The following is a 19,713-nucleotide window of genomic DNA, read 5'->3' as shown; positions in this document are numbered from 1 at the left end:
TCCAGACGGTCAGAACGGCACGTCGTCGTTGGGGTCGAAGCCGGGGTCGTCCGGGCCCGGGAAGTCTGCGGGGCCGGAGAAGGCGTCGGCCGGGGCGGTCGGGCTGGGGCTTCGGCGGGCGGCCGGGGGACCGTACCCGCCTTGGTTTTGTCCCTGCCCACGAGTGCGCCCGAGGAACTGGACGTCTAATCCCACGATCTCGGTGGTGTATCGGGTGTTACCCTCCCGGTCTTCCCACTTGCGGGTCTGTATGCGGCCCTCCACATACACCTGGCTGCCTTTCTGGAGATACTCGCCGCACAACTCAGCTCGGCGGCCAAATACCACGATGTTGTGCCACTCAGTGTGATCCACCCACTCTTCGCCCTGCTTGCGGCGCTCGGTGGTCGCCAGGCTGAAGTTTGCCACCGCGCTGCCGCTCTGGGTGTAGCGGATTTCTGGATCTCGCCCCAAGTTTCCGATCAGGATCACCTTGTTCACGCCCCGAGCCATCGCATCTCCTCCGTCTCGCTCTGTTAGGACTGGGCCGGCATTCTACTGGGAGGGGGCTACCAGGTCCAGGTGACCGTCAGGCCGGCGCCGCCCGGCCCCAGGACCAGGTCCCATTGGGGAAGGGCACCGGTCTCCCACCGGGAGAAGAACCGCTCGTCCTCCCGGCGGTTCCATTTGTGGGCCGCGTTCATGGAGCTGGTGATCGTGCCCCCGTACCAACCGAGCTCCAAGGCCCCCAGGATCCCGGCCAGGGCCCACTGGTCGGTCCGGGCCGCCTGCCACGTGCCCCACAGGAACACGCCGTTGAGCACCAGGGCCACCCCGGCGTCCCGGGGGCGGCCGGTGTAGAGGTGGCCCGCGCCCGGCAGCACGGCCGACAGGAGCCCTGCCGTGGCAGGGCTCTTTCGGGGCAGGGCCTGGTACTCGTCGACCACCCGCCTCAGGGGGGCCTCACCGGGCCGGCCGGCCCGCAGCAGGGCCAGGGTGGCCAGGACCCGGTCCGGCTCGCCCGGCTCCCCTTCCGACGCCACCCGCGCGGCCCGCCGGTACCGGCCGGCGCGGTACAGGGCCCCGGCCCACAGGCGTCGGGTGCGGCGGGTGGGCCGCATCTGGTGGAGCCGCTGGAAGGCCTGGGCCGCCTCGTCCCAGCGCCCCGCCAGGGCGTAGGCCCGACCCAGCCCCTCCCAGGCGGCCGGGGCCTGCTCGTCCCGGGGGAAGTGGTGGAGAAACCGCAGGTACTCGGTGGCGGCCCGGAAGGTGTCGCCCGCCCGCAGGAGTTCCTGGGCGAACGACAGGATGCCCGAGGCCGTGCCCGGCGGCGGCGGAGAGGGGAACGCCGGGGTTGCGGCGAGAAGAAGCCCCAGGAGAAGGGGGGCGGCGGCCCTACGGCGCAAGGCTTCCCCTCCAGAAGGCCAGGTCCTGCTCCACCGGGTCGTAGACCCTCCACTTTCCCCCCACCCAGATCCGGGGCGCGAACCCGGCCTCGTCCGCCTCGGCCACGAGCCGGCCGAAGGTGAGCAGCAGCCCCATCCAGGGGCCCTGCGTGCGGACGGCCTCGGCCGCGTAGGCCGAGCAGGTGGGGTAGCTGGTACACCGGTCGCCGTCCACCCGGCTCACCGTGGAGCGGTAGAGATGAAGCGCCCATCCCAGGGTTACGGCCGCGGGGCTTGTGGAGAGCGAGCGGTGCTGTGGGGGCTGCCGCATCCATCCCCGAGGGGCCCACGGACCGGCCGCCGCAGGGGCCGCGCCGAGGGCAGCGGCCAGCGCGAAGGCGGCCCCAAGCCTCAGGCCGGGTCCCATGGATCCGCTCCCTCGCGCCTCAGCCGGCCCCGCCGTTGGGAGGCGCGGGGCGGTACACGAGCTCCGGCGCTTTCATGGTGACCTTGGTGCCCGGGGGCACGCTCTCGGTGAGCCACACGTTGCCGCCGATCACGCACCCCCGGCCGATCACGGTGTCGCCGCCCAGGATGGTGGCCCCGGAGTAGATGATCACGTCGTCCTCGATGGTGGGGTGCCGCTTCCGGCCCCGGACCAGGTCCCCGCGCTCGTCCCGGGGGAACGAGAGCGCCCCGAGGGTGACCCCCTGGTACAGGGTGACCCGGTCGCCGATGTCGGTGGTCTCGCCGATCACCACGCCGGTGCCGTGGTCGATGAAGAACTCCCGGCCGATCCGGGCGCCGGGATGGATGTCGATGCCGGTCTCGCTATGGGCCAGCTCGGTCATCATCCGGGGCAGCAGGGGCACCCCCAGGTCCCATAGCTCGTGGGCCAGGCGGTACACCGCGATGGCGTAGAGCCCGGGGTAACAGAACACGATCTCGTCGTAGCTCTTGGCCGCGGGGTCGCCCCGGTAGGCCGCCACCACGTCCCCCGACACGAGTTCCCGGACCTTCGGCAGGCGGTAGAGGAAATCGATCGCCTGTTTCTGACCGGTGTCCAGGCAGTGGGTGCACAGGCTCTCGGTCCTGCGACACTCGTGGCGGATCGAGCGGGCGATCTGGAGGCTCAGCCGGTCGAACAGCTCGGCCGCCCCCTCGCCCACCCGGTAGGGCAGGCTGTTCCAGTCGAGCTCCTGGTGCCCGAAGAACCCGGGGAACACCAACCGGATGGCCAACCGGACCAGATCGGTGACCTCCTCTTTCGACGGGATCAGGGCGGTGTCCACGTGGGCGATGTGGGGCACGGTGCGGCAGCTCTCCACCAGCCGCTCCACGGCCTCGGGAAGCCGGCTCCGGTGCTCCTTCTGGTGCTCCTGCTCCGTGTGGCAGGCTTCCTCTTCCGCGTCGGGGCGGGCGCAGGTCAGGGTGTCGCTGTCCATGGGGCTCTCCTTGTCACACCAGGCCGCGGGCCCGAAGGATCTCCTCGGCCCGGGCCACGAGTTCGGGGGGATGCGCCACCTCGGCGGGCCACTCCCGGTCGTACCCCTCCTGGGGGGCCTTGGAGGTGGCGTCCACGGCCACCTTGGTCCCCCGCACCACGAGGTCCCGCACGGGGTCGATGCTCGCAAGGGCCCGCCACGCGAGCCGGCTCAACGGATCGGCGGGCGTCCCCTCCACCGCCACCGCCACGTCCACGCCGGGGTGCTCGATCGCGGCGGCGGCCAGCTCCTTGCCCTCGCCCGGCCGGCCCTTGTCCAGGACCAGCAGCACAAGGGTAACCCGGGTGTCAGAAAAAGGAATCCGGCAGGCCCCCAGGCCCGGGAACCGGGGCCGGAGCCGCTCGAGGAGCTGGGTCTCCGGGGGGGCGGGTTCGGTGGTCGGGAGCGACTCGCCGTGGCCGGGCTCGCCGGGAAGGGGGCGGGTGGCGTCCACGCCCAGCTTCCCTCCCCAGAGGGGCCGGATCCCGGAGTGGTCCAGGGCGTCCAGCACCCCCTCGGTGACCACCAGGCCCTCCGGCAACCTCAGCCGGTCCAGCACGGCCCGGGTCGCGGCCTGCGGGTCGGTCACGTCCACGTCGGCGTCGAGGGCCACCAGAACCTTCGTGAAGCTCATCTGGCCGGCACCCCACAGGCCCTGGAACAGCCGGCGGGCCTGCATGGGAAAGTGCTTCTCGATCCGGAACAGGGCGAGGTTGTGGAACACCCCCTCGGCCGGGAGGTGCATGTCGAGCACCTCGGGCCACTGGGTGGAGAGCAGGGGGGCGAACACCCTCTCGGTGGCCCAGCCCATCCAGGCGTCCTCCATGGGGGGCACCCCCACCACGGTGGCGAAGTAGACGGGATTCCGGCGGTGGGTCACGGCGGTCACGTGGAACACGGGATAGGGCTCCGCCGGCGAGTAGTACCCCGTGTGGTCCCCGAAGGGCCCCTCGATCCGGGTCTCGTCGGGGGCCACGTAACCCTCCAGCACGATCTCCGCCGTGGCCGGCACCTCCAGGTCCACCGTGAGGCACGGCACCATCTCCACCGGCCGCTTCCGGATGAAGCCGGCCAGGAGGATCTCGTCCATCCCCGGCGGCAGGGGGGCCGTGGCGCAGTAGGTCACCACCGGATCGGTGCCGATGGCCACGGCCACCGGCATGGGCCGGCCCTGCTTGCGGTGGGCGTGGTAGAGCCGGCTCGCGTCTTTGTGGATGTGCCAGTGCATGCCGGTGGTGTTGCGGTCGAACACCTGCAGGCGGTACATGCCCACGTTCTGCCGACCGGTCTTGGGGTCCCGGGTGAACACGCACGGGAACGTCACGAACGGCCCCCCGTCGTCGGGCCAGCAGGTCAGAACGGGCAGGCGGGTGAGGTCCACGGCCTCTCCCCGGTGCACCACCTCCTGGCAAGGGGCCGTGCCCTTTCGGATCCGCTTGGGCCGCAGGCCCCGGAGCTCGGGCAGTCTGGCCGCGAGTCTCAGCGTCTCTGCCAGGCCCCGGGGCGGCCCGACCGACAGCCACCGTCGGATCCGGTCGGCCACCTGCTCCACGTCGTCCACGCCCAGGGCCAGGGCCATCCGCCGCCGGCTTCCGAACGCGTTGACCAGAACCGGCATGTCGTGCCCCTGCGGCCGCTCGAACCAGAGGGCCTTGCCGCCGCCCGGCGTCTTCATCATCCGGTCGGCCACCGCCGGGATCTCCAGGTGGGGGGAGAGGGGGTCGGGGATCCTCACGAGCTCGCCGGCCGCCTCCAAGGCGGCCGCGAACCCGCGCAGGTCGGAGAACGCGCTCATCGGAGTGTGAAGCTCCATCAGACCCCCGAGGGGCCGTCTAGAGACCAGAAACTAGAGACTAGAAACTGGATGTTAGAGCCGCGCCCGGCGCTCCAGCAGGCCCCATGCCCCCCGAGACCGTAAGGTGGCCCAAAGAGGCGTGGACATGCTTGGAACGTTGGGAGATCATGGATGTTTTTTAGGCTTCCTAGCCTCCCAGCCTCCTAGCGTCCTAGCCGAAGTTGCTGGCAGGGCCTTTGCTTGACGGTTTTCGGGGCGCGTGGGTAGGCTTGCGCTCCCAACACCCCGAGGACGGACAACCGATGAACTCTAACAAAGCGCCGAAGAAGGTGTCCACCCGGCGAACCGTGCACCGGGGCCGGGTGGTGGATCTTGGGATCGAGCGGGTGCGCCTGCCCGACGACCGGACCCTGCTCCTGGAGGTGGTTCGCCACCCCGGCGGGGCCGCGGTGGTGGCGTTGGACGACCGCGGCCGGGTCTGCCTGCTGCGCCAGTTCCGGCACGCGGCCGGGGGGTGGCTGTGGGAGCTGCCGGCCGGCAAGCTCGATCCTGGGGAGGAGCCGATCCGCACGGCCGAGAGGGAGCTGGCCGAGGAGGCGGGCCTGCGGGCCGGAAGGTGGGAGGGCCTGGGGTCGGTGCTGCCCACCCCCGGGTTTTGCGACGAGGAGGTGCACCTGTTCCTGGCCCGCGATCTGGAGCCGGTGCCCACCGCCCACGGCCCCCACGAGTGGATCGAGGTGCACTGGTGGGGGTTCGCCGAGGCGGTGGACCGGGCGGCTCGGGGGGAGCTCAAGGACGCCAAGACGGTGGTCGCGCTGCTGCGGGCGGCAGCCCGAGGGGGGGTGCCGTGAGCCGGCCCCTGCGGGTGGGGAGGATCGGGTTCGCCAACTGCACGCCCCTGTATCTGGCCCTGGAGGATCTGGGGCTTTCGGGGGTGGAGTTCGTGGAGGGGGTGCCCACCGAGCTCAACCGCCTCCTCCGGGAGGGGGATGTGGACCTGGCCCCGTCCTCGTCGGCCGAGTACCTGGCCCGGCCCGAGCTCTACGGATTCCTGCCGGACCTCTCCATCTCGTCCATCGGCACGGTGGCCTCGGTGCTCCTGTTCAGCCGGGTCCCCCTGGATGCCCTGGGGGATCGGCGGGTCGGGCTCTCCCCGGCCTCGGCCACCTCGGTCTGGCTGCTGCGGGTGCTGCTGGAGGGGCGCCTGGGTCTCTCCCCCCGATACTGCGAGCCCTCGGAGGACTGTGAGGCCGTGCTCTGGATCGGGGACCGGGCCCTCCGGGAGGCCCGGTCCGGAGGGTGGCCCCACCTCTACGATCTGGGCGAGCTGTGGTACCGTGCCACCGGCACCCCGTTCGTGTTCGCCCTGTGGATCTGCCGGCGCGACGCGTTCGCCCGGTGCCCCCGCGAGGTGCGCCGGGTGTACCGGGCCCTGATCGAGGCCCGCCAGCGGGCCTACCGGAACTTTCCCTCCCTGGCCCGACAGGCCCCGGAGGCCGCGTGGATGGGCGAGGGCGCCCTCCTCTCCTACTGGCAGACCATCTCCTACGACCTCACCGCCTGGCACCGCGAAGGACTGCGGCGGTTCGCCGAAGCGGTCGTCGCCCTGGGCGTTCTTCCCCGCGTGCCGGACCTCACCCCCCTGCCGGTGGAAACGCCGGTCTGATACCAAGTTGCCATCCATCGTGTACGGATCCGGGGGCGGGGCAAGGGACCTGCCTCCGGCCGGGCGCGAAGCCAGGCATTTCCACAAAAAAGTATATCCATTCCGGCGGTGGGGCTGGGGGCTCCGACGAAGCGCGACGGCCCCTGCGAGGCCATTCAGCGAAGGAGGGGCCCCCAGCCCCACCCCCTCGGGAATGCACGAACTTGCGAACCATGACACTAGACAAAAAGAAGCCCCCGGGGGAACGGGGGCTGGGGGAAGAGGCCTCGCGATAGGAGGCTCGGCGAACGGTCCGTGTGGGGTGTGGGGCCGTTCGTTGCCGCAGATGGAAAGCAATCGCCGTGCCATCTTTCAACCTGTTGGAATCAGGATGTTTGGCTTTTGGGGGCGCGGAGGGCTGTGGCATTTGGCGCAATCCCTCTGCGTGGGAATCCGCGCCCCCCGGAGGAGTGTTCCCCAAAAAAGACCGGGGCCCGAAGGCCCCGGTCATCCCCGTTGGGAGGGGAGGAAGAAAGAGGTAAGGGGATCAGCCCTTGGGCTTGGGAAGCACCTGCTCGAAGGCGTCCTCGTCCATGAGCGCCCCCTGGGCCACCAGCTGACGGTACTTGAGGAAGTCGATCACGTCCTCGCCGGTCATCTTCCGGGTGCTGAACGCGGTGAAGCCCAGGAAGGCCTCGCACATCATGTTGGCCGCGAGCCAGTGGCGGTTCGCGAGCTTGGCCTGGTCCCAGAAGAACTTCTTCTTGGCCCGGATCATGTCGATGGACATCTGGAGGCAGCCCGGGAACAGATTGGCGAACCGCCAGATGATCTGATTCACCTCCTTGTCCAGGAGCTCGAAGTCCACGGTGCACGACTTGACGAGCTCCTTGGCCTTCTTGGCCTCGTCGCCGGTCTTGAACTCGCCGTACACGATCTCGCCGTCGCGCACGTACTCCTCGGTGACCACCTGGGGGTTGCGGATGAACTTGCCGTCAGCCGTCTTGAGCACCGGCACCACCTTGGAGATCAGGCCCTTGGCCTTCATCTTGTAGGCCGACCACAGCTCGCACGAGATGCAGTTCCACATGGCGTCCTCCATGGTCAGGAACCACGGGAGGAAGTCGGTGGAGCCGCCCACGGGCGCCGAGCCGTGCTTGGGGCCGGCCTGGCCGTACACCGCCAGGTCCGAGCTGACCGCCAGGTCGCAGGCCATGCCGATCTCCTGGCCTCCGGCCACCCGCATGCCGTTGACCCGGCAGATCACGGGCTTCTTGCAGTCGAGGATCGAGTCGACCATCAGGTTGAACAGGTCCATGTACTCGCCGTACTCGTTGGGTCGGCGGGAGTAGTACTGGGAGTACTCCACGGTGTTCCCGCCGGTGCAGAAGGCCTTGTCGCCCGCGCCGGTGAACACCACGGCCACCACCGACCGGTCGCCCGAGGCGGCCTTGAACCCGGCGATCACGCCCTTGACCATCTCGGTGGTGTACGAGTTGTACTGCTTGGGGTTGTTCAGCGTGATCCAGGCCACGTACAGGTCGGGCACCACGTTGCCGTCGGGATCGACCAGGGGCTTCTTCTCGTACACGGTGCACGGCGGCTCCGTGCCCCAGTACTCGCCCTTGAACAGGCCGTGGTCCTTCATCTCGTTGTCGCGGGGCAGCCAATCGAGGCTCATACTTCCCTCCTTTGGTTAGGATCGGTCGTCGGTCTACGGTCAACGGTCCGGGGCCTTCGGCCCGCTGGGCGGCTAGGCGGCCAGGCGGCTCCCATGCTCGCGGAAAAGGTTTTTTCTAGTCTCCAGTCTCCAGTTTCTAGTCTCTAGAAGTCCGGCTCCAGGATCACGCGCTTCTCCAGCTTGCGGTGGTGGGCCGCCTCGAACACCTCCTGGATCTGGCTCATGGGCCGGGTTTCGATGAACGGCTCCACCTGCACCTTGCCCTCCTGCACCAGCTTCAGGACCTCGGGGTAGTGCTTGGGCAGGCAGCCCCAGGTGCCCACGATCTCGGCGTCGAAGGCCATGAGCCGCGAGAGCATGTACTCCACCTTGGCCGGGGTGTACCCCACCACCACCATCCGGCCCACGAACGACAAGAGCGCGAGCCCCAGCTCCTGGCCCGGCTTGGTGCCGGACACCTCGAAGATCTTCCAGCCCCAGTTGTGGGGCAGGCCGTTCTGCTTGGCGATGGCCTTGAGCTCGCCGGCCACCTCCTTGGGGCTCTTGTTGAGGGGGTTGATCGTGGCGTCGGCCCCGTACTGCCGGGCCCGCTCCAGTTTGGCGTCGTCGATGTCCAGGCCCACCACGAACGAGGCGCCGAACGCCTTGGCCATCTGGGTCATGTAGATCCCGACCCCGCCGGCGCACCCGATCACGATCACCCGGTCGCCGGGCTTGAGGTCGCCGCGCACCGCCGCCTGGTAGGGGGTGGTGACCGCGTCGGCGATGACCGCGTAGTGGGACAGGGGCTTGTCCCGGTTCTCGATCACGCACAGGTCCCGGTACGGCACCACGATGTGGCTGGCGTATCCGCCGTAGGTGCCCAGGCTGTTGCCGGGCATCTTCTGGGCCAGGCAACGGTTGCCCCGGCCGGCCTTGCAGATGTCGCACTCCCCGCAGGGCATCACGGCCGGGATCAGCACCTCCTTACCCACCCAGTCGGACGGGCCGGCCACCACGGTGCCGCTGATTTCGTGGCCCAGCACCAGGGGGGGCGGGTTCACCGTGGGAACGCCCTGGTAGAAGTAGGAGAGGTCGGTGTGGCACACGCCGCAGCCCGCCACCTCCACCAGCACCTCGCCCTCGCCGAGCTCGGGCACGTCCAGCTCCACCCGCTCCAGCACCCCGGGGGTGCCCGCCTTGGGGTCGCCGGCCTTGGTCATCTGCCACGCTTGGATCTTTTCGGGAACGCTCATGGCTCGTCTCCTCCTTACGGGAAAAGGGTGGGCCCCGAAATCCGTCTGTCGGGTTCAGTGCCCCGGCCACGCTCCGGCGGCCAGGGTCTCCACGAAGGTGTCCACGGTCTCCACCCGGAACAGGGGCCACAGGGGGCTGTTCCGGTAGAGCGAGAGGCAGGCCTCATGAACCTCGCGTTTGTGGGCGGCCGAGGCGTCCTCCAGGATCACGGCCCGGAAGTCGTGGGCCAGGGCGTCCAGGGCGGTGGTCAGCACGCAGTAGGGGGTGGTGATGCCGGCCACCACTACCGTGTCCACCCCCAGGAGCCGCAGGGTCTGGTCCAGGTCGGTCTTGTAGAACGCGCTGAACCGGCGCTTGGGCAGCCGGATGTCCGACGGCCGGGGGTCCAGTTCCGGGATCACCTCGGCCCCCGGCGTGCCCCGCAGGGCGTGGGGCTGCATCCTCCCCCCGAACAGGAAGTCCCCGGGCAGGAACGAGTCGTTGGCAAACACCACGGGCGCTCCCGCCGCCCGGCACGCCTCCGCCGCCCGCCGCACCGCCGGCACGATCGCCATGCCCTCGGCCGCGACGGCCGTGTGCCGGTGGGTCTTGAGGTTGTCCACCAGCATGTCCACCACCACCAGCGCCGGCTTCACGGGGCGGCCTCCAGGCCGAGGATCCGGGCCGCGTTCTCCCCCAGGATCGCCCGTTTGGCCGGCTCGGACAGGGGAAGCCGCCGGATCGCCTCCACGTTCGCCCGGATCCCGGGGTTGCCCGGCCAGTCGGAGCCGAACACCACCTTATGGTGGATTCGCTCCAGGTCCGGAAAGTACTCCAGCAGCTTCTTGGGAGGCAGCCCCGAGACCTCCAGGTACAGGTTCGGGTGCAGCCCCGCCAAGAACGCCGCGCGGTCGTACCAGAACCCCCGGCCGCCGTGGACCATCAGAAGCGTCAGGTCGGGGAAGTCCACGGCCACCTCGTCCAGAAACAGAGGGTCTCCGAACTTCAGCTTGGCCCCCCGGAACACGCTGGAGCCGGTGTGCACCATGACCGGCCAGCCCAGCTCCTGGCACGCCGCGTACAGCGGGTAGAGCTCCCGGGCGTCGGGGTAAAAGTGCTGGTACGTCGGGTAGAGCTTCAGCCCTCGGAACCCCTGGTCCGCCAGCCGCCGCACCTCCTGGTCGGGCCGCGGGGTGACCCAGGGGTTCAGGTTCGCGAACAGGATCAGGCGGCGACACCGTCCGAACCGCTCCCGCACGTACTCGTTCGTGGTGACGCCGGTGACCCGGGGGCTGATCTCGGGCAGCCCCACCGCGTAGTCCACCCCCTCCCGCTCCAGGTACGCGTCGAACGCCTGGGGGCGCAGGAGGGCGTCCCAGTCCCCCCGGCCGTCCCAGAAGCTGTCGCAGAACTCGGCCGCGATCGGCTCCAGGTGCTCCCGGGCGGCCAGGTGGACGTGGAAGTCGATGATCATGGGGTTTCCCGTTCACCGCTGGAAGGCCAGGAGGCTAGCAACCTCCTTCTCCTAGCGTTTCGAGCATGCCTATGCACAGTCCGGGGGGCAGGGGGTCTGCGAATCAAGGGCCAGAAGACAGATGAAACCCATGCCCTGCCGTCGGCAATCGGTCAGCGGTGCTTCCACTCGGGCCGGCGTTTCTCCAGGAACGCTTGGAGGCCCTCTTTCGCGTCCTCGGTGGTCATCAGGTCGTGGAGGTATACCTGCTCCACCCGGGACAGCGCGTCGGCGAACGGCAGGCCCTTTGCGGTGCGGATGGCCTTCTTGGTGGCCCGGAGCACCGGGCCGGACAGGGTGGTGAACACCCGCAGGAACTTTCCGAACTCCTCGTCGAACGCGTCCAGCGGAACCACCTTGTTCACGAGGCCCAGGCGCAGGGCCTCCTCCGCCCGGATCGTCTCGCCGCCCACGATCAGCTCGAAGGCCCGCTTGTCCGGGATCAGCCGGGGCAGCACCACCGCGGCCAGGGGCGGGAACACGCCCACCTTCACCTCGGGCTGGCCGATCTTCATGTTGTCGGCCGCCACGATCATGTCGCAGAAGATCGCCAGCTCGCACCCGCCGCCCAGGGCCGCGCCCTTGACCGCGGCGAGGGTGGGGATCTCGAGGGCGTCCAGGTGGTGGAAGATCTCGTGGAACACCTCCACCATCTTCTCCACCTTGTCGGGGGTGTGGTCGGCCACGTCCACCCCGGCGGAGAACGCCTTGTCCCCCTCGGCGGTGACCACCAGGGCCCGCACCTCCAGCTCGCGGGACTTCACCGCGGCCAGGGCGTCGTTGAGCTCCTCCATGGTGGGGATGTCCAGCACGTTGTACGGCGGCCGGTTGATCGAGATCCACGCGGCACCATCGGCATCCCAGGTCTTGATGAACTTGTAGTCGGACATTTCCTTCCTCCCTTCGGTCGGCGCTGTCGGCTCGGCGGCCGGCGGCTAGGCGGCCCGGGTTCCCGGCCTCCCAGCCTCCCAGCCTTCTAGCCTTCCAGCTTAGATGTACTGCCCTCCGTCCACCTTGATCACCTCGCCGGTAATGTGGCGGCCGCACTCCGAGGCCAGGAAGGCCACGAGCCAGGCCACGTCCTCGGGCTTGCCGGCCCGCTTCACGGCCGACTCGTTGATGGCCGCCTCGCGGAACTCGGCCGGCATGCTCTCGCCCATCTCGGTCAGGATGAACCCGGGGGCGATGGAGTTGCAGGTGATGCCGTACTTCCCCAGGTCCTTGGCCGCGGCCTTGGTGAGCCCGATCACGCCGGCCTTGGCGGCCGAGTAGTTGGTCTGGCCGAACTTGCCCCGCAGCCCGTTGATCGAGGTGATCGAAAGGAACCGGCCCCACTTCTGCTCCCGGAAGATCGGGGCCGCGGCCCGCAGATAGTTCCAGGTGCCCTTCAGGTCCACGTCGATCACCCGGTCGAACTGCTCCTCGCTCATCTTCCACAGGACGCCGTCCCAGTTCATGCCGGCGTTGGTGACCAGGATGTGGAGCCCGCCCAGCTCGGCCACCACCTTGTCCACCATGGCCTGGGCGTCCGAGAAGCTCGCCACGTCGGCCTGCACGGCCAGGCCCCTGCGGCCCAGGGCCTCCACCTCCTTGACCATCTTCTCCGCCTCTTCGGCGCTCTTGCGGTAGTTCAGGGCCACGTCCGCCCCCTGGCGTGCCAGGGTGCGCACGATCTCCGCGCCGATCCCCCGGGTGCCGCCCGTGACGATGGCCACCTTTCCGGTCAGGTCGATCATGGTTTCCTCCTTTGGAAAACTTCGGTCGACGGTCGACGGTTTTCGGTCTTTGGTCTGCAGTCTTCGGTCCACGGTTGCCCTCCCCGGACCCTCCGGCGACGGAGACTCCTCCCCCCCCACGACCGAGGACCGAGGACCGTGGACCGCCGTTACGACTCCCGGCGGATGATCATGGCCATGGTGGACCCGCCGCCGCCGCAGATCGAGGCGATGCCCAGCTCCTTGTCCAGGCGCTTGAGCGCATGGTACAGGGTCACGATGATCCGGGCGCCCGAGCAGCCGGTGGGGTGACCCAGGGCGATGGCGCCGCCGTGGACGTTGAGCTTGGACCGGTCCCAGCCTAGCATCCGCTCGTTGGCGATGATCTGGGCTGCGAACGCCTCGTTCACCTCGATCAGGTCCATGTCGTCCAGGGTCATGCCGGCGCGCTCCAGCGCCCGGGGGATCGCCACGCCCGGCCCCTCGCCCATGTACCGGCCGTCCACCGCGGTCTGGGTGTACTCGACCACCGAGAACAGGGGCTTCAGGCCCTTCTCCTCGGCCTTCTCCCGGGTCATGGCCACCAGGAACGCGGCGCCGTCGGTCAGGCCACACGAGTTGCCGGCGGTCACCGAGCCGTCCTTCTTGAACGCGGGGGGCAGCTTGGCCATCTGCTCGACGCTGACCTCGTAGCGGATGGACTCGTCCTTGTCGAACACGATCTCCGGGGTCTTGCGGGTGCCGGGCACCGTGACCGGGGTGATCTCCGCGTCGAACCACCCGTTTTTCTGGGCCTCGGCCGCCTTGCGGTGGCTGTCGGCCGCGAACTCGTCGAGCTCCCTGCGGCTGAGGCCGTACTTCTCCACCAGGTTCTCGGCCGTGAGCCCCATGGACAGGTCCGCGATCGGATCGTGGGAGTCGCTCCAGCCGTCCTCGATGGTCACCGGCCCCATGCGGAAGCCCTTCCACCGGTAGCCCTTGATCAGGTGCGGGATCGTGGACATGCTCTCCATGCCGCCGCACAGCACCACGTCGGCCTGGCCCACCTGGATGAGCTGGGTGGCCAGGCTGATGGCCTTCATCCCGGCCGGGCAGGCCTTGTTGATGGTGACCCCGGGCACGTTCTGGCCCACCCCGCCCTTCAGGGCGGCGGTGCGGGCCGGGTTGACATGGTTGCCCGCCTGGCGGCACGAACCGATGATCGCGTCGTCCACCTCGTCGCCCGACACGTTGGCGCGCCGGAGGGCCTCGCGGATGGGAAACGAGGCCATGTCGTACACCTTCATGTCCTTCAGGGTGCCCCCGAACCGGCCCATGGGCGTGCGGACGGCGCTCACGAAAACCACGTCGCTGAGTTGGCGCATTGCTCTCTCTCCCTCGTTGGGCACCCGAGGGTGCCGGTTATCGGACGGCGGTTTGGGCCTTGGGCCCGCTGGGCGGCTAGGCGGCTCGGCGGTCGGGCGGCTCCCGGGCCGAGGCCCCCCCAAGATTTCTCTAGTTTCTTGTTCCGTTTCGCAAAAACGTGTGCGGATTGCTTCGGTGGGGCTGGGGGCTCCGACGAAGCGCGACGGCCGAGCAGCCCGGGCCGCCCGGCGCCAGGGGAGCGGCCGCGGCGCGTGCTCTCACGCGCCGCAGCGGACCGCGCCGAGGCGGCCCCTGTGAGGCCGTTCAGCGAAGGAGGGGCCCCCAGCCCCACCTGGGAAAACCACGAGATTTCGGAAACGCTACACTACTCTCTGCCCCGGGTTGTCACGCAGAGGCCCTCTGCTTCACGATGGGCACGGGCTCGTCGGGCACCGTGTCCGGAGGAGGCGCACCGATCACCTTCTGCACCGCTCCGAACCGGGGGGGGCACGCCTCCAGGCAGGTGCCGCACTTGATGCACGCCTCCTGGTCCACCACGTGCACCAGCCCCTTGCCGCCGGCGATCGCATCCACCGGGCAGCGCTTGGCGCACATCATGCAGGCCCGGCACTTGTCCGGATCGATGTAGTAGGTGGGCGCCTGGGCCAGGAGCTCCGCCACCTCCTCCGGTGTGAAGGGGTTCTCCTTGGCCTCCTCCGGGGTGCCCTTGTGCGCCAGCTTCTCCCGGGCCGCCAGCTTCAGGTACGGCACCAGCCGGGCCACCTCGGCCAGCTTGACCCGCACCTCCCCCGGGTCGAGGCCCTCGCCCTCGGCCAGGGGACCCAGCTCGCGGATCTCGCGGCTGAACTCGTTCATCAGCTCGGCGAACCGGGTGCCCTCGCCCGAGGAGAGTTCCTCCATCCGCACCCGCGCCGGGTTCAGCCCCACGTGCTCCAGCAGGCGCCGGGTGAGGTGAACCATGTTCAGGGCGTAGAAGTTGCCGTGGGTGATGTAGTGGCACTCCCCCAGGTAGCACCCGCCGATGAACACGCCGTCGGTGCCGTTGAGGAACGCCCGGAAGAGGAACGACATGTCCACCCTTCCGGAGCACATCACCCGGATCAGCTTGATGTCCGTCGAGTATTGGAGACGGGAAACTCCCGCCAGGTCCGCAGACCCGTACGCTCACCAGTTGCACACGAAGCCGAGCAGCTTGGGCTTGAACCGCATCGCGCTCATGGAACTCCTCCGTTCTGGGCCTTCGGGCCGCTGGAAGGCTGGAAGGCTAGTGTTCCGTTCCACGAAAAGTATATCCATTCCGGCGGTGGGGCTGGGGGCTCCGACGAAGCGCGACGGCCGAGCAGACCGGGCCGCCCGGCGCCAGGGGAGCGGCCGCGGCGCGTGCTCTCACGCGCCGCAGCGGACTGCGCCGAGGCGGCCCCTGCGAGGCCGTTCAGCGAAGGAGGAGCCCCAGCCCCACCCCCTCGGGAATGCACGAACTTGCGAACCATGACACTAGAAAGCTGGAAGGCCAGGAGGCCAGAGACCCCTTTGATCTCCGAGCCCTGCGCCGGCACCTCACGCCACCTCGGGCAGCTGCTCCTCGCCCCCGGCCTGGCCCTCGGCCGTGCCGGTCAGCGCGTCCACCTGCGCCTCCAGGGCCTCGTTCCGGTAATGCTTCAGGTAGATCGCGCCGGTGGGGCACACCGCGTTGCACAGGCCGTCGCCCTTGCACAGCACCGGGTTCACCACGGCCTTCTTCCCCTGCCGCGTGGTCCTCAGGTCGATCGCACCGTACTCGCACACCTCGGCGCACGCGCCGCACCCGATGCACCGCTTCTCCTCCACGTCGCACACCGAGCCCGAGGCCACCACCGTGTCGTTCGCCAGCAGCACCACCGCCCGGCCCGCGGCTCCGTAGGCCTGGTTGATCGCCTCCGGAAGGTGCTTGGGGTAGTGGGCCATGCCGCACAGGTACACGCCCTCCGCCCCGAAGTCCACGGGCCGGAGCTTCACGTGGGCCTCCTGGAAGAATTTGTCCGGGCTCAGGTTCGCCTTGAACAGCTTCGCGATGTGGCCGCGGTCCTCGGCAGGCACCACCGCCGCGGCGAGCGCGAGCAGATCCGCGTCGATCGCCAGATCGGTCTCCAGCACCGGGTCCCACACCACCACCCGGATCCGCTCCCGGCCGCCTTCCTCGATCCGCTCCACCCGCGGGGCCCGCTCCGGCTCGTACCGGATGAACCGCACGCCCTTCTGGGACGCCTCGCGGTACCGGTCCTCCCGGAACCCGTAGGTGCGCATGTCCCGGAACAGGATGTACACGTCCCGGTCGGGGTTCTCCTCCTTGAGCTTCAAGGCGTTCTTCACCGAGTGGCTGCAGCAGACGCGCGAGCAGTAGTTGCGCTCCTCGTTGCGGCACCCCACGCACTGGATCATCACCACGGTCTCGGCCTGCCGCACCCGGTCCTCGGCCCGGGCGATCGCCCCCTCCAGCTCCAGGTTCGTCAGGACCCGGTCGCTCTCGCCGTAGAGGTACTCGGTGGGCCGGTACTCCTCGGCCCCGATCGCCACCACGGCCGCTCCGTGGGCGATCTCCTCGGTCCGGCCGCCGGCGGTCTCGATCCGGGTCACGAAGTTGCCCACGTAGCCCGTGGCCTCCACGATCCGGGCGCCGGTGTGCACCTGGATCAAAGGGTGGCGGTACACCTTCCGGATCAGGTCCTGGACGAACGCCTGCACGTCCAGGCCGTCCAGGGTGTGGTGAAGCCGCCGGGCCACGCCGCCCAGTTCGTCGGTCTTCTCCACCAGGTGCACCCGGTAGCCCTGCTGGGCGATGCTGAGCGCCGTGGTCATGCCCGACACCCCGCCCCCCACCACCAAGGCGGTCTTGTTCACCGGAAGCTCGAACTCCTCTAAGGGCTCCAGGCGCGCCGCCCGGGCCACCGCCATCCGGATGATCTCCCGGGCCTTCCGGGTGGCCTCCTCCTTCTCGCGGGAGTGCACCCACGAGCAGTGCTCCCGGATGTTGGCCATCTCGAAGTAGTACTGGTTGATCCCCGCCTCCCGCAGGGTGTCGCGGAACAGGGGCTCGTGGGTTCGGGGGGTGCAGGCCGCCACCACCACGCGGTTGAGCTTGTGCTCCTGGATCGACTGGGCCAGGCGCTGGGCCGCGTCGGTCGAGCAGATGAAGATGCTCTCCTCGGCGTGCACCACGTTCGGAAGGGTCTTGGCGAACTCCACCGTGCCGGGGATGTCCACCACCCGGCCGATGTTCGCCCCGCAGTGGCACACGTACACGCCCACCCGCGGCTCCTCGCCGGAGACGTCCCGCTCCAGCGGGTAGACCCTCTCCTTCACGAGCTTGCCCCGGCGCTTGGCCAGGAGCTCGCCGCACTGGCTCCCCGCGCCGCTCGCGCTCACCACGGCCTCGGGGATGTCCAGGGGGCCCTGGAACGCCCCGCTCACGAACACCCCGGGCCGGGCGGTCCTCATCGGGTTGGCCGGGGAGATCCGGCAGAACCCGTGCTCGTTGAGGTCGATCCCGAAGGTCTCGGCCAGGCGCTCGGCGTCCTGGGGCGCGCTCAGGCCGATCGAGAGCACCACCAGGTCGAACTCCTCCTCCCGAACCCCCTCCGGGGTGGTGTAGCGCACCACCACGTTGTGGGTCTCGGGGTCCTCGCGCACGATCGTGGCGTAGCTGCGGATGAACCGCACCCCGGGCAGGGCGGCCGCCCGCTGGTAGAACCGCTCGAAGTCCTTGCCGTAGGACCGGATGTCGTTGTGGAACACCGTGCACTCGGCGTCGGCGTCGTGGTCCTTGGTGAGGATGACCTGCTTCTGGGTGTAGGTGCAGCACACCGCCGAGCAGTAGCTGTTGGCCCCCTCGGTGACCTGCCGCGAGCCCACGCAGTGGAGCCACGCGATCTTGTGTGGGTGGCGGCCGTCCGAGGGCCGCAGGATCTCACCCTCGTTCGGGCCGGTGGCGCACATGATCCGCTCGAAGTCCAGGCTGGTCACCACGTTGGGGTACTCCCCGTACCGGTACTCCGGCTTACGCTTCGGGTCGTACGGGCTGAACCCGGGCGCGAGGATCACCGCGCCCACCTTGATCGTCACCTTCTCGGGCTTCTGGTTGAAGTCGATCGCCCGGGCCTTGCACACCTCCACGCAGATGCGGCACTTCTTCTCTTTGAGGTACAGGCAGCTCTGGTCGATGTACGGCACCAGCGGGATCGCCTGGCCGAAGTAGATGTGCACCGCCTTGCTCAGGGAGATGCCCTGGTTGAACTCGTCCGGGTACTCCACCGGGCAGTACTCGGCGCACACCCCGCAGCCGGTGCACCGGTCCTCGCGCACGTACCGGGGCTTCTTCACCAGGGTCACGGTGAAGTCCCCTGCCTCGCCCTCCACCTCGGCCACCTCGGCGTAGGTGATGATCTCGATGTTCGGGTGCCGGTGGCACTCCACGAACTTGGGCGACTCGATGCACATGGAGCAGTCGTTGGTGGGGAAGGTTTTGTCGAGCTGCGCCATGCGCCCGCCGATGGACGGAGCCTTGTCCACCAGGTACACCTTGAACCCGGCCGTGGCCAGGTCCAGGGCGCCCTGGATCCCGCTGATGCCGCCCCCCACGATCATCACGTCGCCGAACTCCCGGTTCCCCAGGAGCCTTTGGATCTGCTGAACGCGCTCCAGTGCTTCGTTGCTCACGATGTCCCTCGTAAGGCCCGCTTCGCGGGCCGCTGGAAAGCTGGAATGCCAGGAGGCGGAAAAGCGAGGCTCACAGCGCCTCGGCCAGCACCTCGGTCAGGTCCTTGACCTCCAGGGACTGCTCGTCGTCGAGCCCCAGCCGGCTGTCCTCGAAGTTGGCGATGCAGTAGGGGCACGCCGTCACCAGCACCTGGGCCCCGGCGTCCAGCGCCTGGCGCACCCGCAGCTCCGAGAACCGCTCCGCCTTGGGCGTGTCCATCCAGATCCGGCCGCCCCCGCCCCCGCAGCACAGGCTGTCGATGCCCGTGTCCGGCATCTCCACGAGCTCCAGGCCCGGCACCCGCCGAAGGAGCTCCCGGGGCGGGTCGAAGATGCCGTTGTGGCGGCCCAGATAGCACGGGTCGTGGTAGGTCACCCGTCCGGCGTACCCGCCCCCGAGCTCCAGCCGCCCCTCCCTCACCAGCTCGAGGAGATACTCGCTGACGTGCACCACCTCGAAGTGCACCATGAACTCCGGGTACTCGTTCCGGAACGTGTGGTAGCAGTGGGGTGAGTTCACCAGCACCCGCTTCACCCCGCGGTCGATGAACGCCTTGATGTTCTGGCGGGCGAGCCTCTTGAACAGCTCCTCGTCCCCGGCCTTGCGGATGCTCTCCCCGCAGCAGGTCTCGGCCTCGCCCAGGATGCCGAACCGGACTCCGGCCTTCTGCAGCAGCTTGGCCGTGGCCACCGCCACCTTCCGCAGGCGGCGGTCGTAGGCGAAGTAGCACCCCGTGAAGTACAGGAGCTCCATGCCCTCTTCGTACGCGGGCACCCCCAGGCCCTCGGCCCAGGCGGCCCGGTCCTCCCGGGGCTCCCCGAACGGGTTGCCCTGGGTGCTCAGGTTCCCGCTCACCGCCCGCACGGGCCGCACGTTCTCCGGGAACACGCCGTACTCCGTGGCGAGCCGCCGCAGGGCCATGCCGGAGTCGATCTGCCTGACGTCCCGGGGGCACCGCTGGGGGCACCGGCCGCAGGTGGTGCACCGCCAGATCTCCTCGTTCTCGATCTCGGTCATGCCGAACGCGGCCTGGCGCACGATCTTTCGCATGCTGAACCGCCGAACCCGGTTCCAGGGGCACACCACGTCGCACATGCCGCACTGGAAGCAGTTCTGGAACGCCTCGCCCCCGGTCGTGCGGATCAGCTCACGGATCTCTCGGTAGTCGGCTACGTTTTCCATTGTCACTTCGGTCGTCGGTGGT

At 69.2% G+C, this 19,713-nt stretch carries 17 protein-coding genes; 2 read left to right on the top strand and 15 right to left on the bottom strand.

Annotated elements, in window-relative coordinates; all coding sequences use genetic code 11:
* Positions 1 to 9: 9 nt before the first annotated feature.
* The 5 genes from DEFCA_RS0112865 to DEFCA_RS0112845 are packed head-to-tail and all read right to left on the bottom strand — an operon-like array spanning position 10 to position 4,661.
* On the bottom strand, positions 10 to 492 hold the full coding sequence (locus tag DEFCA_RS0112865; protein ID WP_025323431.1) for a single-stranded DNA-binding protein: 483 nt from the start codon (positions 490 to 492) through the stop codon (positions 10 to 12).
* 56 nt (positions 493 to 548) lie between these two features.
* Positions 549 to 1,385: a tetratricopeptide repeat protein gene (locus DEFCA_RS0112860; protein ID WP_025323430.1), complete on the bottom strand. Its 837-nt coding sequence runs from the start codon at positions 1,383 to 1,385 to the stop codon at positions 549 to 551.
* Positions 1,375 to 1,791: a membrane protein insertion efficiency factor YidD gene (yidD, locus tag DEFCA_RS21595; RefSeq protein WP_025323429.1), complete on the bottom strand. Its 417-nt coding sequence runs from the start codon at positions 1,789 to 1,791 to the stop codon at positions 1,375 to 1,377. The genes DEFCA_RS0112860 and yidD overlap by 11 nt, the downstream gene beginning before the upstream one ends.
* A gap of 19 nt (positions 1,792 to 1,810) precedes the next feature.
* Entirely contained in the window at positions 1,811 to 2,809 is a 999-nt protein-coding gene (epsC, locus tag DEFCA_RS0112850; RefSeq protein WP_025323428.1) for a serine O-acetyltransferase EpsC, read from the bottom strand.
* A 13-nt stretch (positions 2,810 to 2,822) separates the two neighbouring features.
* Positions 2,823 to 4,661: a menaquinone biosynthesis decarboxylase gene (locus DEFCA_RS0112845; RefSeq protein WP_084319182.1), complete on the bottom strand. Its 1,839-nt coding sequence runs from the start codon at positions 4,659 to 4,661 to the stop codon at positions 2,823 to 2,825.
* A gap of 284 nt (positions 4,662 to 4,945) precedes the next feature.
* Between DEFCA_RS0112845 and DEFCA_RS0112840 the strand changes: the two genes are divergently transcribed.
* Both DEFCA_RS0112840 and DEFCA_RS0112835 read left to right on the top strand, forming a co-directional pair.
* Positions 4,946 to 5,494 carry an NUDIX hydrolase gene (locus DEFCA_RS0112840; protein WP_025323426.1) on the top strand — a complete coding sequence of 183 codons (549 nt, stop codon included), beginning with the start codon at positions 4,946 to 4,948 and terminating at the stop codon, positions 5,492 to 5,494.
* Complete coding sequence (locus tag DEFCA_RS0112835; RefSeq protein ID WP_029734040.1) at positions 5,491 to 6,309, top strand: menaquinone biosynthetic enzyme MqnA/MqnD family protein; 819 nt, start codon at positions 5,491 to 5,493, stop codon at positions 6,307 to 6,309. The genes DEFCA_RS0112840 and DEFCA_RS0112835 overlap by 4 nt, the downstream gene beginning before the upstream one ends.
* 526 nt (positions 6,310 to 6,835) lie before the next feature.
* On the opposite strand, the gene oah is transcribed toward DEFCA_RS0112835, so the two are convergent.
* From oah to DEFCA_RS0112785, 10 genes are all read right to left on the bottom strand, one after another.
* A complete protein-coding gene (gene oah / locus DEFCA_RS0112830) occupies positions 6,836 to 7,969 on the bottom strand; it encodes a 6-oxocyclohex-1-ene-1-carbonyl-CoA hydratase (RefSeq protein WP_025323424.1) in 1,134 nt (377 codons plus the stop codon).
* Positions 7,970 to 8,112: 143 nt separating this feature from the next.
* Positions 8,113 to 9,204, bottom strand: a complete 1,092-nt coding sequence (gene had, locus DEFCA_RS0112825) for a 6-hydroxycyclohex-1-ene-1-carbonyl-CoA dehydrogenase (protein ID WP_025323423.1) — start codon at positions 9,202 to 9,204, stop codon at positions 8,113 to 8,115.
* Positions 9,205 to 9,258: 54 nt separating this feature from the next.
* Positions 9,259 to 9,840 (bottom strand): cysteine hydrolase family protein, encoded by a 582-nt coding sequence (locus tag DEFCA_RS0112820; protein ID WP_025323422.1) that lies wholly within the window; start codon positions 9,838 to 9,840, stop codon positions 9,259 to 9,261.
* Positions 9,837 to 10,658 (bottom strand): amidohydrolase family protein, encoded by an 822-nt coding sequence (locus tag DEFCA_RS0112815; protein WP_029734038.1) that lies wholly within the window; start codon positions 10,656 to 10,658, stop codon positions 9,837 to 9,839. The genes DEFCA_RS0112820 and DEFCA_RS0112815 overlap by 4 nt, the downstream gene beginning before the upstream one ends.
* Positions 10,659 to 10,810: 152 nt before the next feature.
* The gene (locus tag DEFCA_RS0112810) at positions 10,811 to 11,587 is read right to left on the bottom strand and encodes an enoyl-CoA hydratase/isomerase family protein (protein ID WP_025323421.1); all 777 of its coding nucleotides are present in this window, start codon (positions 11,585 to 11,587) and stop codon (positions 10,811 to 10,813) included.
* Between the two features lie 99 nt (positions 11,588 to 11,686).
* Positions 11,687 to 12,433, bottom strand: a complete 747-nt coding sequence (locus DEFCA_RS0112805; protein ID WP_029734037.1) for an SDR family NAD(P)-dependent oxidoreductase — start codon at positions 12,431 to 12,433, stop codon at positions 11,687 to 11,689.
* Positions 12,434 to 12,582: 149 nt separating this feature from the next.
* Positions 12,583 to 13,776 carry a thiolase family protein gene (locus tag DEFCA_RS0112800; RefSeq protein ID WP_025323419.1) on the bottom strand — a complete coding sequence of 398 codons (1,194 nt, stop codon included), beginning with the start codon at positions 13,774 to 13,776 and terminating at the stop codon, positions 12,583 to 12,585.
* A gap of 385 nt (positions 13,777 to 14,161) precedes the next feature.
* Positions 14,162 to 14,995: a hydrogenase iron-sulfur subunit gene (locus tag DEFCA_RS24555; RefSeq protein WP_084319181.1), complete on the bottom strand. Its 834-nt coding sequence runs from the start codon at positions 14,993 to 14,995 to the stop codon at positions 14,162 to 14,164.
* A 339-nt stretch (positions 14,996 to 15,334) separates the two neighbouring features.
* Positions 15,335 to 18,397 (bottom strand): FAD-dependent oxidoreductase, encoded by a 3,063-nt coding sequence (locus DEFCA_RS0112790; RefSeq protein WP_084319604.1) that lies wholly within the window; start codon positions 18,395 to 18,397, stop codon positions 15,335 to 15,337.
* Between the two features lie 142 nt (positions 18,398 to 18,539).
* Positions 18,540 to 19,691, bottom strand: a complete 1,152-nt coding sequence (locus tag DEFCA_RS0112785) for a (Fe-S)-binding protein (protein WP_025323416.1) — start codon at positions 19,689 to 19,691, stop codon at positions 18,540 to 18,542.
* Positions 19,692 to 19,713: the final 22 nt, after the last annotated feature.

Origin of the sequence: Deferrisoma camini S3R1 (assembly GCF_000526155.1) — a bacterium.
GTDB classification, from domain to species: domain Bacteria; phylum Desulfobacterota; class Deferrisomatia; order Deferrisomatales; family Deferrisomataceae; genus Deferrisoma; species Deferrisoma camini.
This window is presented reverse-complemented; position numbering and strand designations above follow the sequence as displayed.